General features: G+C 50.8%; 8 protein-coding genes. All 8 read right to left on the bottom strand.

Annotated features, from left to right (window positions below; all coding sequences use genetic code 11):
- Positions 1 to 31: 31 nt before the first annotated feature.
- Positions 32 to 730, bottom strand: a complete 699-nt coding sequence (locus tag E3J62_03740) for an N-acetyltransferase (protein TET46724.1) — start codon at positions 728 to 730, stop codon at positions 32 to 34.
- A gap of 15 nt (positions 731 to 745) precedes the next feature.
- Positions 746 to 2,038 (bottom strand): asparagine--tRNA ligase, encoded by a 1,293-nt coding sequence (asnS, locus tag E3J62_03735; protein ID TET46723.1) that lies wholly within the window; start codon positions 2,036 to 2,038, stop codon positions 746 to 748.
- Positions 2,039 to 2,052: 14 nt separating this feature from the next.
- Positions 2,053 to 2,751, bottom strand: coding sequence for a hypothetical protein (locus tag E3J62_03730; GenBank protein TET46722.1), 699 nt, complete (start codon positions 2,749 to 2,751; stop codon positions 2,053 to 2,055).
- Positions 2,742 to 3,752, bottom strand: a complete 1,011-nt coding sequence (locus E3J62_03725; GenBank protein ID TET46721.1) for a PorV/PorQ family protein — start codon at positions 3,750 to 3,752, stop codon at positions 2,742 to 2,744. The genes E3J62_03730 and E3J62_03725 overlap by 10 nt, the downstream gene beginning before the upstream one ends.
- Entirely contained in the window at positions 3,749 to 8,584 is a 4,836-nt protein-coding gene (locus tag E3J62_03720) for a hypothetical protein (GenBank protein ID TET46720.1), read from the bottom strand. The genes E3J62_03725 and E3J62_03720 overlap by 4 nt, the downstream gene beginning before the upstream one ends.
- A gap of 527 nt (positions 8,585 to 9,111) precedes the next feature.
- Entirely contained in the window at positions 9,112 to 10,038 is a 927-nt protein-coding gene (locus E3J62_03715) for a hypothetical protein (GenBank protein ID TET46719.1), read from the bottom strand.
- Between the two features lie 18 nt (positions 10,039 to 10,056).
- Positions 10,057 to 12,090 carry a hypothetical protein gene (locus E3J62_03710; protein ID TET46718.1) on the bottom strand — a complete coding sequence of 678 codons (2,034 nt, stop codon included), beginning with the start codon at positions 12,088 to 12,090 and terminating at the stop codon, positions 10,057 to 10,059.
- Positions 12,091 to 12,837: 747 nt separating this feature from the next.
- Positions 12,838 to 13,725, bottom strand: a complete 888-nt coding sequence (locus E3J62_03705; GenBank protein ID TET46717.1) for a hypothetical protein — start codon at positions 13,723 to 13,725, stop codon at positions 12,838 to 12,840.
- Positions 13,726 to 13,727 lie beyond the last annotated feature (2 nt).

The raw sequence follows: 13,727 nt of genomic DNA, 5'->3' as shown, positions 1-13,727 counted from the left end.
TCCTAATCCCTCCACTTAACAAAGAGAAATCTCAAGCTTGCTTTTCATATGGAGGCCACACATAGGGTCTCTCAAAGAAACCCGGCGGACATACAAGCTCATCGATTTTCTTGATGACGTTCGCAGGATGCCCTGCCGCCACAACATCGTCAGGCACATCCTTGACAACCAGACTCCCAGCTCCTATCAGAGAGTTTCTGCCAATGGTAACGCCCGGGAGGATGACACAGCCGGCTCCAATACGAGCAAGCTTCTTCACTTTGACCCCGCCACGGCACTCTGTGTAACGAGGGCAGCCCATGGGATGAGGGTCATCAGTAAACACCACCCCCGGGCCAATAAACACATTGTCCTCCACAGTGACCATTTCCAGAAAGCAGTTGCTATGAATCCTCACATTTTTGCCTATTCGGTTCCCGAATTCAAGAACGGAATTTGTTCCCACTGAGACCCTGTCAGAGATGATGTTGTCTTCCCTGATGGACGCCCCCTGGCCGGTTTGCAGAAAATCTCCAATCTCACACCCTGCATAGATGGTGGTGAAAGGCCTGATGATAGACGAACCCCCTATGCGCGTCGCGAGTTCCCCCTCAGACTTTCCCCTGGGAGGCATCCCGAGGACGACAAGGTGGTGAACAGTCGTTCCTTTTCCTATCTTCACTCCTTCATAGACAATACACTGCCGACCAAATTTAACCTTTGGGAACGACGACTTCAAATCTTCTATCATTTCTGAGAGCCTCCGTCAGGGATATACACGATCAAGCATTCTTGGAAACGGAATCGTCTCTCTCAGGTGCTGAATCTTGCAGATCCAAGCGACGATCCTTTCTATGCCCATCCCAAATCCAGCATGGGGGACTGAACCGTATCTCCGTAGGTCCAGATACCATTCAAAATCCTTTCTCTGCAGGTTGTTCTCATCTAACCTGCTGAGGAGAATGTTCAGGTCATCCTCCCTCTGTCCACCTCCTACTATTTCACCATAGCCTTCGGGCGCAAGACAATCCATACACAGAGCAAGCGCTTCATCATCCGGGTCTCTCTTCATATAGAATGGCTTACACCTGGCCGGATACTTGATGACGAAGAACGGCTTCTCTTGATTCATAGAAAGCTCTGTCTCGTGTGGAGCGCCAAAATCACTCCCCTCAGATATGTCCAGCCCGCTTTCTCTCAGTGCAGCCACAGCATCTTTATATTCAATCCTTGGAAATGGAGTGCTAACCCTCTCCAGCGGTGCAGTCTCACGTTCGAGTACATCCAATTCCTTCCTTCTCTTTTCCAGCACTCTTTCTACTATGTAGGTAACAAGCTGCTCAGCCAGATTCAATATGTCACCGAGGTCTGCATAGGCCACCTCCGGCTCAACCTGCCAGAATTCTGTAAGATGCCTTCTCGTCTTCGACTTTTCTGCCCTGAATGACGGGCCAAGGCAGTAAGACTTCCCAAATGTCATGCAGGTCGCTTCATTGTAAAGCTGGCCACTCTGGGTGAGATAGGCCATCTGGTCGAAATACCTGGTCTCAAAAAGCGTCGATGTCGACTCACATGGCGCAGGAGTGAAGATGGGTGTGTCTGCGAGAACAAACCCCCGTTCATCAAAGAAGTCCCTGCACGCCCTCATCACTTCAGCCCTTATCCTCAAGATCGCATGCTGTTTCCTGGACCTTATCCATAGATGCCTGTGTTCCAGAAGGAACGCGACGCCGTGTTCCTTCGGGCCTATAGGGTACTCTTCAGCCTGCTGTACTATCTCGCCACTTTTGACGACCAACTCGTATCCCTCTGGCGCCCTGGCATCTTTTCTTACCGATCCCCTCAGAATGAGAGAACTCTCCTGAGGAAGTTTTTCGCATCTTTCAAAGAACTCTCTGTCCACATCGGCCTTTGAAACGACACATTGGATTGTGCCGGTCCCGTCTCTTAATAACAGGAAAACGAGCTTACCGCTTGACCGTTTGTTGTAGAGCCACCCTTTTAGCTCGACTTCCTGGCCATCGAAATCAGAGATTTTTTCCACGAAGGCTGCCTTCAAAACTGACCTCCCGGTTACCTTTTGAAGAAGGGAACCTCTTTCGACTCCGAACCCTTGTCCTCGCTAAAAGTGACATCTCCAATATAATCCACCCGCCACTTGTAATCACCGACAGGAAGAGAAGGAGAGTATGCCCTCAGCGTGTCATAGGCGTTCGTCCATCCCATCCAGCAGGTTGAATCATCGCTGTCAGAGTACAACTTGACCAAAAACGCACCCTCAAGCCCTCCCTCCCAAGTCCATCCAAACCTTACAGAATCTGTGAAGACTGTGTCCGATTTTGCAGGGCTCGTGGGCACAGCCTTGGCCGTCAGCTCGTAGTCCACTTTTGTGGATGGTTCACTCGTGTTGCCTGATTGATCTCTCGCCTTTATGTAGTAGTAGTATTTGGTCAGCAGTACACTGTTATCAGTGTATGTGCTCTCACCCGCAGGACGGATGGTAAGGGAGATGAACCCGGAGGTCGGGTTAGATGAGCGAAATATCTCATACTCCTTCAGGTCTTCCTCTGTATTTGGAATCCATTCCACGAGTATGCACTGGCACTCAGGTTTCGCGTCGGTCCCCACTTCTACTGGGAGCGTGTCCGTTTCTGCTGTGTGTGGTCGAAGGTATGGGCTTTCAGGAGGATTCGTATCGATCTCCTCCTTGCAGGATGCAGTCAACACAAGCGCAACCAAAGCGGCATAAAGCAAGAGATTCTTCAAAACCATAAGGCAAAACTCACCCTGTGAGTGTTGTCAAGCTGGTGATTCATGAATGCATAGTCCAGAGTGGAGTTGTACGGCCCGGACACTCCTGCACCAAGAGTTAGATCACTGCCAGTATATCCGGCTCTGACTGCCACTTTTTTCAGTAATGAATATTCTGCACCGTAGGAATTCTTCTGTTCGTATCTCGTGTCGGCCTGCCAGGCCAGGGTGACTTCACCCCGCAGGAGATCGATCTCCTGGCTCAAGCTCGCGCCATACCTGAAATTCAAGGGTATCTCGTCTGCCCTTTGGCTCCTGGTGTTCCAGGTGATCTTTGTACCGCCGATGTCCATCACATCTACTCCCAGCGAGAGCCTCCCTGGAAATGCTCCCGTGAATATGTCCCTTAAGTTTATAGCAAAGATCGCTCCTAAATCAACTCCAATGCCTGTGCCTGTCTTATCCTTAAGACTTTGGTGCAGGTACTTGGCGTTCCCTCCGATGCATATGAAAATTGGAATGGCGACATACCTCACACCTTTTCCAAACTCGTAAGTGATAGCCTTGCCCACGCTCAGGTAAGCGGCATATTCCGCATCTTGAAAATACCCCAGAGGCGTACCGTCAGGCCTCAACTCCAGGGAGTCTCTCCTTTCATCAGGTGTTCCTGAAAGCTCGGGAAAGATGGGAATCTCGTCCACGCCCAGCCTTACCAACGAGAGGCCTATGCCAAGACCGTCTCCAACAGGGCCGGCAAAACTCAAAAAGTCATAGTTCGCCATCCCCATAAAGAGCCAGGTGTGCATAAGGGTTATTCCCTTCTTTTCAAGCTGTCCAAAACCAGCAGGATTGAAAAACGCCGCACTACCATCGTTGGCCAGAGCAACAAAAGCTCCCCCCATACCCAGGGCCCTTCCCCCCACCCCAATGTCCAGGAAGTCGCCGGCATATCTTCCCCCTGATGATGTAACAGGAAACACAAGAACTACTGCAACAATACCTATGCCCAGCCTAAAACTCATCTCAATACCGCCAATTTGCCCGTCTCCTTTATGGTCTTATTCTCTATCTTAGCCCTGAACATATAGAAGTAGAGACCATTCGCTACTGGAAACCAATCTTCGTCTGTCAGGTTCCAGACCACTTCATGATACCCTATCTCCTTGAGATCCCGCCATCTCCCTCTGTCGAACGATTTGACGAGCCTTCCCGAAGGTGTGTAAATCCTCAGCTCAGCCTCATCGGCGACTGCAGTCATGGTGAATGCGAAAACGGTCTCTCTTGACTCTACGGGATTGGGGTAGTTGCCCAGGCCTGTCACCTGGAATTCGGACTGAACCTGTACGGCGAAGTCCAAACTTCTGAAATTGCCAGAGCAGTCCCAGCAACCAACCCTTATGGTATGAGGACCATCTGTTAGATGAGGGTAAAAACCGACCTGCACCTCATTTGCATCACCAAATATTCCAGGGTACACATAGTCCGCAATCCCAACATCCTCACCGTCCAGAACCAGAAGAAGCCCTTTCTCCATATCAATGCCATTGTCGTCTATCAGGAGAAAAGAAATTGCAGGGCTGGCGGGGACAAAGTCTCCACTGGCAAAGGCCTGGTCCTTGACAGAGACTTTGATCTCAGGTGGTTGAACGTCACCGCTCGTGATCACTGCATACTCCCGAAGCTTTCTCGCCTGAAGACTCATCTCTGAAGAATCTATTTGGCCTCCGTACTTTTTCCATTTCAAAGTGAGCGGATTGAACGCGTAGATTCCCATGAGATCCAGCTCCTCGTTATTCAAGGAGTCCTCACTGTCGAATCTCATTTTGAGGACCATTTCCTTTCCCGACAGCAGAGTGTCACTGCTATCAGCAAGGGAGAGCTTGTACGCACCTCCCGATTTGAAACCTGGAAGGGCGGCAAACCTCAGACTCGGCTGTTCCATCACGTGCGGTTCTACAACCTGAATCTGAAGTACAACGCTGTCGCTCACAGCGTCGGATGGTATGCTGCAAACTAGATTGGAGTCAATGCTGCTCACCCATCCTGAGGTGCCGGATTCCTTTGAGACATTGAATCTATCCACGATGATTGTGGTTGGTGAGTTGATGCTCGAGTTGTCATCCTCCCGAGACTCATCAATCTCGTTTCCAGGGTCTATCTCGACATAGACACTCCAGAGCAACCCTCCGAGGGACCAGGGGACAGAAGCCTCCCCGTACCCGAGGACCGGCACAGAGGCCCAACCTTCGCCAATGGAAAGACTGTCAGGAAGAGTTTTGAATAGGACCGGACATGAGTCAACCTCAACGCTTCCGGTGTTGAAGACCTTCGCAGACAACGTGACCCTTCTTTCTCCTCCAAGGTAGATGTCTTCCTCGCTGAGGAGAAGGAGATTAGGTCTATCCGGGACCTGGTATGAGTACAGCGCGCTCTCCAGCGTCTTTCCATCTGACCCGTACGCAACTACCTTATAGCAGACCGGCTTGTCCGGAGTTTGTTGAGGAATAGGCGATGAGGTCTGGAAGGTATCTCCGGCAATGGCTGTCATCCCTATCGTGTTCCAGTTTTGAGGGCTTCTCGATCTTGCCCAGTAGGTGTTTGCCGAGTCGATCCCAGGACTGTATTGGATACAGGCCATCACGTGAACCGAATCCCATGGTCCGGGCTTCTGGGGAATGGTCTTTACCAGATAGATGGACGGCGATGAGATGGCGAACTCCGCGGCGCCCAGAGCGTCAAATGCCGATTCTGTATCCCACGCATAGGCTCTGGCCAACGCCATTCCCGACTTGACTCCCATAGGTACCTCAAAGCTGATCGCTCCCTGGCCACCAGCCAGCGGAATGACTGTCTCACCAAAGGTGCCGGCTGAATCGCTCACACAGACGAACGCGGAATCCGGCTTCTGCGAAGTCAAACGCAACTCCAATCTCACGCTGTCGCCTTTGCCCACAGACCGGGGATAGACACCCACTTCAACTTCTCGAACTGGTAATGAGAACCGGGAGGCGGGATCACCCAGCATGCAGTAGCACTTAATCATTGTGGCGGCGTAGCCTCCATAGTTGGAGAATGCGTAGTTCAGTTTTGAACCATAGAAGAGCGACCCCACGGTTCTTGTGGAATCCTCCACCATCGTCTGGTTGAATGAGCGCGCCAGGTCCACATCCTCCCAGAAATAGCCGAGGGATGTTGCCCCGATCACCGCGACTGCGCCCCCTTCCGGTTCGAGGAACAACGCTTCACCCAGGCCTTGTCTGCTGGGCTGGTCGAACACGGAAGTGAAACATGTGAAGCTCGCCACCACTGGTATCTTACCCGTATTGTCCAGGTCCGGCACATCCTGGGGAGTCAAAAGATAAGGGTTGGACCAAGTCCCTCCACTTCCGTGGCCGAGATACTGGACTACCGACACACCATCATTTAAGAAGCCGAAAAGATCGCCCTTGTCTCCGTAAAAGGGGTCAGGGTCAACTCCGGGCAGATGCTCTGCGTATACCCTCTTTCCGTCAGCCCAGATTGGAAGGTAGATTTTCGCGATGCTGTCTTCCATCAGCTCTCTGAATCTTACCCCGAAGCCCCCTCCTTCACCCGCAGCACAGAGCACTCTCCCCCTCCATGCACCCACGGTGGATCTGTCCTCATGCCTTTTGAGCTTTTCTATGACAGACGAAAGCTCCTGGCGAGTCAATACAGGAAACCTGGAGACAATCATATCAGGGAGAAAGTCATCGCCGATGATGCAAGCGTACCAGTTATCACTGGCCACCAGCCCGCTGTAGATGGACCTCTCAACGTGAACAGGGATCAGGTTCCCTCCCCTCTTGTTCAGGTCTCTATCGTCACTACTACCATCGCCAATCAGAACACACATCGAAGGAGCGGGAGGAATCCAATTCAAATAGGCATACCTCAAGAAATCTCTTATCGCGCTTGCGTCTCTTATTCCATAACTGAACTCATCGTAAACATCACTCACGTTCACCAGTTCGACCCTGTAGCCCTGGGACTCTCTAAAAGTCTCATACTCTTCTGCGGAAACGGCCAGGGAATCATGCACCACGACTATGATGTCGGCACCATTCAGGCTTGAGTGCAGGTCAGAAGGTTGATCTTTCTCCAGCGAAACAACTTTCTTTTTTCTGGATTCCGCGACGGCCACAAACTCCACACCCTCAGAGACTATTCTCGTCTGGAAAGCAGCCTGGTATGACGTGTCCCCAAATAATATGACAGGCTCTATGGACAGATTTGCCAGCTTACTCTTTCCCAGTTTGTAGATGGAAACCTCAGGGGTCGTGAAACCCTCTATGGTGAACTGATACAGCCCGATACTTCCATTGCGAGGTTTGGAAAAACGGATGTAATCATTTTCTGCCTTATACTGCCTTGTGTAGCTAATCTCAATCCAGTTAACGAGAACTCTGTCCTCAAATCCCGCCGGCGTATCCCCGGGCATCACGATGGTAAGCTTGTTGCCGGACTCAGAGAGCACAGTGTTTTCCAGTCCTGTTCCTTCCTCCTCAGAACTGAAAACATGCGTGTGCTGTCCATCCCAGTAGGTTCCACCTGCAAGTGCACCGCTCAAATAGAATAAGCAGTGGTGGTCGGGGTTGACATCCCCATGATGGCTCATTCCCTGAAGCCCCAGTTTCACCACAACGGTGTCCCCTGAGCCCAAATCCGGATCCGGAAGATCCAGAGGAAAGTCCTTTATTGCCTGCTCACTCGCACTCACCATGTCCCAGAACCACATATCCTGCTGCACCATGGTGTCGTTGGGAAGCCTTTCGAACCAGTTATCCACTTCGGTGTGTACATCGAAATCGTAAGAGGTCGGCATTTCCAACTGCGCTGGGTCAGTCTCCAGAAGACCACCATCCTCTTCAATCATGGGAAGACCTAGAGAATCACCCACAAAGAGCCAGTACACATTAGAAGTGGCATACATGTTGAAATAAGTATAGTCACCTCTTGGTCCTTCTCCGTAGAATTCCAGGTAGTCGTCCTCGTCCAGCTTCCCATCAGCATCCCCGTGGACATAGAGGGGAACAGGTTGACCAAGGTTTTCAAGGTGGATCATACGAGGGTCTACCCACTCGATCTCCATGCCCGCAGCCTCAAGCTCAGAACCAGTTATCCTGTATATTCCCTCTTCTTGAACAAGGATCTTATACCTTTCAGTTCCACCGGCGAGCAGATTGCTTTGTCTGTTATCTCTTTGCCTTCTCACCTTGTATTTACTCGACTGCTCGGGATTTATGACCAGAGAGTACAGAAGCCTATCCAGAGGGTCCTGGGTACCGAGGCCATCAATTGGACCAGCATAATTGGATTTAAATCTGACAACAAACCTGATGTGATCATAAACCCTCAGGGTTTTGGTCTCAGGAAGATAAGCGACGGGATGGATCAGAATCTGGGCAACTTTCAGATCTCTTATGAAGCCAACCAGTCCAATCTCAACGGGAGATTGAATCTCAGAACTCCCCAGCGAGCTTGGCCATCCTGATGGTATCTTCAGATCATAAGAACTCTTCTCAATAATGGTGACTGCGGGGTCTGCATCCACCGGAATGCCAACGGCAAAGCCCTTGACCGGCAGACAGGGGCCAAAAGGTGTGCAATCTTGATCAAACCCGGGGATCGTAACCGAAAAGGTACTCAGAGAGTCGCCTGTCAACGCCATGTTAGCGATAGAGCCACAGGTGACTTCTATCTCTACTCTCTCAGGGCCCAGGGCGACAATTTCTATCAGGGATGTGCGTTCTGTCTCAGCGCCAAAAGAGAGGGCCAGGCACGGATATGCCAGAATGAGAAAAAGGAGAGGCAAGCCTCTCGATCGGAAAGCCACACGCAGACCCCTCCTCACAAACTTAATTAAGCCCGATTCCACCAGTGGTTTATACTACACTGGAGATAGGTGAGAGTCAAGAGAAAAGACATCCCCGGTCCCCTACCCCACACTCAAGAGATCGAAATTGAGAAATTCCTCCCAACCTCTTCCTGCACCCTGGAAATTAGGAAAATGGAAAACACGCCGGCTGGCAGCTGATGCCCGACGGCCTGTCAATTCATAGTCTGTAGTTTGCAGTTCGCGATTTATCAAAAGTCCATGTGTATCCTGAGGGGAGTCGAAGGGCCTGCCCCCACACCCTGCTATGAATCTGGAGTAGCCGAGCCTGCTCGGCGCACACTCGCGCCACAAGTGGCGCTACTCCAAAGCAAAATCCCATCCAGGGCAGGGAAACCCTGCCCCTACAGGGTTCGAGCTGACAGCTTATGTTATTAAATGTGAGTAGAAAAAGCCCTCTGTCTGAGAGTTCCATACAGAAGGTTTCTATCTGGAGGGATGCAGCAGGTGCGTATCGCCATGCGGCCCTACTTCAGAAGTATCATCTTCTTGGTGATCGTTGTGGCCGAGCCGTCTAAGTTTTTTGTAGAGAGCCTGCAGAAATATGAACTCGAGGGCACCTTTTGTCCAAGATCGTCTCTTCCATCCCAGACGACCTGGTAAAATCCAGGCACCCGCGCCTCATCAACTAATTTGCGAACGCATCTACCTGTTGCATCGTACACGGACACGTTGGCAATGTTGTTATCAGATCCGCCGTAATAGGTGATTATGTCCTTTCCATCATCGGTCATTCCCCACACTCGTCTACCCGCAACCCAATAGGTTATGGCGGTATGCCCTTTAAACGGATTCGGATGGTTCTGGAGGAGCTCCGCAGAATAGGTCCTTTCCAACCTCCACAACAGGACTCCTTGCAGTGACCAACGCGCTGTCGTGCTCCAACTCCCACCCTCAGTCGCGTCCAGTGCCATTCTCATGCTGTTGCCGACACTCCACAGACTCGGCTGGACCAGTCTAGTATCGCCATAGTAAGTTGCGTTCTTAACAGTCTCTGCGTTCCAGGCACGCACGTAGATGCGCTCACCTACACCCACGTTACCTAGTGTTGTATTGTTCGAGAATTTGCCGGGGAAGAATGAACCCTGTCTGGTGTACGAGACATCCAGAAGTTCATCCCCTCCAGAGGGAATGCCACCTTCACCGGGCTCATCGATTCCATCTCCATCAGCGTCCCAGATGAGTTGAACAAGACATCCATCGTCTATCACTGAACCATCATGGTCAAGTATGGGATTTTGAAATGCGCCCCAGTTTACCGCTACTCCAACATCGTCCAGTATGGCTTTTCTAAACGCGTCCCCGTTGGCAACCACACCAGCCCCAGATGATGGCGGATTCGCAACCACAAGACATAACGCAAATCCCAAGAGAATCACACACGCCTTCTGCATGTAGACACCTCCATTTTTTCACCTTTGTCTTGCAAAACTCCAAGCAAATCCAGTCCCTCTCGCCTGATACCAGTAACCTTGCCCTGGTATCATAGTCATCTTAGTCGGGCCCATGGGGTCTGAGGACCACCATCTGGCGTCTTCAGGTGCGTCAGTGCGGTCCATAAGCCATGAGTATGTATAGAAAAGGCCATCCTCGTCCCAGTACCACACTCTATCAGCCAAAAGCTCGGACGGAGCTCCTTTTGCGCCGCTAGCCTGGAACCCACAACCGTCAAGCGGGAGAATCTCAGGCGATGGTGTGCCAATCATCTGCAACCCCGGACGGATATCAGCCACGGAGACGACACACTCTGGCACAGAGCCTAGAAAGGTGACCATTTGATTCTCGTGCCTTGTCTGAATGAAGAATCCCTCTCCAAAATTGAGGGTCATAGTGGAGGGTCCGAAATGACCAGAACTCCACCACTTGCCGTCAAACGGCGGCCCGACTCCGTCAACAAGCCAGGCGTATGCAAAGTCTTGAATATCTGCATCCCACTTCCACACTCTGTCCGCATACGACTCATCTGGTGCACCCGTCAGCTGGTCTCCGATGACATCCTGTACGGATGTGGAATAAGGGATAAGCGGCATAGACACAAGATGCATTTCAGTTTCGAGTGCTCTAGAGAATTTTCCAACAGTATTGGAAAAGTTCTTGAAACCCTTCAGTCTGATCCTGTAGTACCTGGCAACAACATCCTTGGGGTGTACGCCTATAATGCTGCCATCATCAATCCACTGAACCGAGTCAGTCACCGCAGATACACCGGCAACGTACTGGAATCCCGCGTAAGGTTGATGGGAATAAAAAACTTCATATGTTATACCAGGTTTACCCGGCCAGTTCAGCACAATGTCATCAGTCCCTGTCACTTTTTGTAAACCATAGAATGCCCATTGGTCGTAGATGAAAAGGTTCCTCTTTTTCGATGTGCCAGCAAGTAGCTCAATGTGCCCGTCATCATTAGCATCCCCTATGGCGAGAGCTGTCGCCTCTCCTTCCACCTCAGCGTCTACCTCTGTGCTAACCCAGCCAGACGGTCCTTTCTTATAGAGCAGAAGTCTGTTCCCCTTGTTCCCCTTCTTCCCCTTCTTCCTTCTTACTATGACAGCCAGTCTTCTTGACACGTCGTCACCCACGTCACAGATCCTCACGCCGTAAACCTCTCCTCCCACTTTCGAGTCAATAGTCTCCATTGACCATGACGATCCGTCCCACTTGTACTGGTTCACTCCCTTCTCGTCTGTGCCGACAACAATCTCCATCGCCCCATCCCCATCACAATCCCCTATGTCAATACTCCTTACCGCGGAACCGACCTTGCGATCAACTTCGCTCCTTTCCCACGATTCCCCGTTTTTCTCATACACGTAAACCCTCTTCCCCATTGTCCCGCACACTATCTCCATCTGACCATCTCCATCCGCATCTCCAACAGCCACGGCCATCACATCGTTCACGGCATTTCCATCGACCAATGTCTTTGTCCACGAATCCCCTGAGCCCTCATAGATGTATACTTTCTTTCCCTCTGTCCCCGCGACGATCTCGATGTAGCTGTCATTGTCGGCGTCTCCACAGGCTACTGACAAAACGGCTTTACCCGCATTGGCATCGACTATGTGTTCAATCCACTCATTCCTCGTGAACTGATACAGAATGACCCTTTTATCGGCTGTGCCGCAGACTACTTCTTGTTCGCCATCATTGTCTGCATCTGAAACTGTGACTGAATTTATCTTCAATCCCGCGACAATCTCTTCGGAGTTCCAGGAGCATTTTGCTCCATCATAAATTCTAAGTCCCGAGCCAGTTCCTCCAGCTACCACTTCATTGTCCCCATCATTATCGACATCTCCAACAGCCAGGGCAATCACGTCCATTGGCGGCCTCTCATCCACACTGTATCTCTGCCAGTCTCCTGAGAAAGTCACTCCCCAGAACATGATGCTGATGACGACCAGGGCAGTCACCGAGAATCTACTTCTAACAAGTTTTGGTTTCATGAGAACCCCTCCTACGGCATGTAACAACACATTGCGTTGTTCCTGACAAATATAACAACATATTCCAGGCTCTCATAGCAGTAGAGATAAGTCAGTGCGAGAGGATTTGACCTAGTAAGTCTCTCGGCTATTGTCACTTAGTAACAACCAACCTTCCGTTCAATTGCCTATTTCCCACCGAGTCACCGCACCCCACGTATGCATTAAGCATCAATAACTGTGCCAGAAATGAGCACGAAAACAGTCTCCAAAAGACGCTCCACAGGCTCTGTTTTGTCGCTTTTTGCACTCCGCCACAGTGCCCCACGGTTAGAACCCAAGTACTGATATAACAAACCGTTACGCGCCTCGCGCCTTTGTCCTCTGTACTCTCTACTCATTCTTTCCCGATTCACAATTGGCAATTCTTCAAAAGTCCAAAGGTCCTGAGCAAGGTCAAAGGGCAAAAGTCCAAAAGTGCACGCCTGACCCCACCTCCTCGAAAGCCTCTGAACCACAGATTTTCACAGATTACCACAAGATTATCCTTCTGGTTCGGGTTGAACCATGAGGATGGGTTTCAATCTGTGTTAATCTTGTGTAATCTAGTGGTTCCAATGTCTTGCTTTCGGATTGAGGTCTCTGTACTGTACTCCGTACCTTATGCGTTGTACTTTGCATTTTGTACTTTGTACTTCGTAGAAAGGAAGTGCCCTCTGCGCGAAAACTGATCACAGAGGGCATGTGTGGGAGGGAAGATATTGTCGTTTATTTCAAAAGCACCATCTTCTTGGTAATCGTCCTGGCCGACCCATCTGACTTCTTAATAGACAGCCTGCAGAAATATGAGCCCGAGGGAACTCTTCTCCCAAGGTCGTCTTTTGCGTCCCAGGCGATTTGGTGATAGCCGGGCAGCCTGTGTGCACCAACTACTTTCCTCACCATCCTCCCAGACACATCGTATATCCTGACACTCACACTATTCAGGTCAGTCTCATCATATACGGCATTCCTGTCTCCACCCTTCATCATCTCCCAGGTTCGTACGCCAGGAACGCAGTAGCCTATTGTCGTATTCCCCAAGAAGGGATTCGGACGGTTCTGAAGGAGTTCCGTACGATAGTACCTGGCCAGCCTCCCAAGCGGGACGTCCGCCGGTCCCCACCAAAGCGTTGTCCCCCAGGGCGTGTCTTCTGTAGCATCCACAGTCAAGCCAACCCTGTTGTCTACGACCCACAGACCGGGATCCAAAACTCTCGTATCACCATAGTGTGTGGCCTTACCGATCTTTTCTGCATTCCAGGCTCTCACATAGATACACTCACCTCTTCCCACAATCTTGAGATTCGTATTCTCGGAGAACTTGCCTGCAAAGAAGCTGCCACATCCTGTATACGAGATATCAAGAAGCTCATCTCCGCCAGAAGGAAGACCATCTTCACCAGGCGGATCGATTCCATCTCCATCAGCATCCCAGATGAGTTGAACAAGACACAAATCATCCAGCGGTTTGCCACCCTTGTCCAGTATGGGATGAGTGAATGCACCCCAGTTGACATTTATCCCCACATTAGATGCGGCCGGGGCTGCAATCAGAAAGACCAACGCCGTCAACGAAATACACGCAACTAACTTTTTCACGGGCATCACCTCCATTT

Source organism: candidate division TA06 bacterium, from assembly GCA_004376575.1.
Taxonomy (GTDB): Bacteria; Hydrothermota; DG-26; order E44-bin18; family E44-bin18; genus E44-bin18.
This window is presented reverse-complemented; position numbering and strand designations above follow the sequence as displayed.

Excerpts from the sequence above, each read along its gene's own strand:
- E3J62_03710 (TET46718.1), bottom strand. The coding sequence starts at position 12,090 with ATGAAACCAAAACTTGTTAGAAGTAGATTCTCGGTGACTGCCCTGGTC.
- E3J62_03705 (TET46717.1), bottom strand. The coding sequence starts at position 13,725 with ATGGAGGTGATGCCCGTGAAAAAGTTAGTTGCGTGTATTTCGTTGACG.
- E3J62_03715 (TET46719.1), bottom strand. The coding sequence starts at position 10,038 with ATGCAGAAGGCGTGTGTGATTCTCTTGGGATTTGCGTTATGTCTTGTG.
- E3J62_03740 (TET46724.1), bottom strand. The coding sequence starts at position 730 with ATGATAGAAGATTTGAAGTCGTCGTTCCCAAAGGTTAAATTTGGTCGG.
- E3J62_03730 (TET46722.1), bottom strand. The coding sequence starts at position 2,751 with ATGGTTTTGAAGAATCTCTTGCTTTATGCCGCTTTGGTTGCGCTTGTG.
- E3J62_03725 (TET46721.1), bottom strand. The coding sequence starts at position 3,752 with ATGAGTTTTAGGCTGGGCATAGGTATTGTTGCAGTAGTTCTTGTGTTT.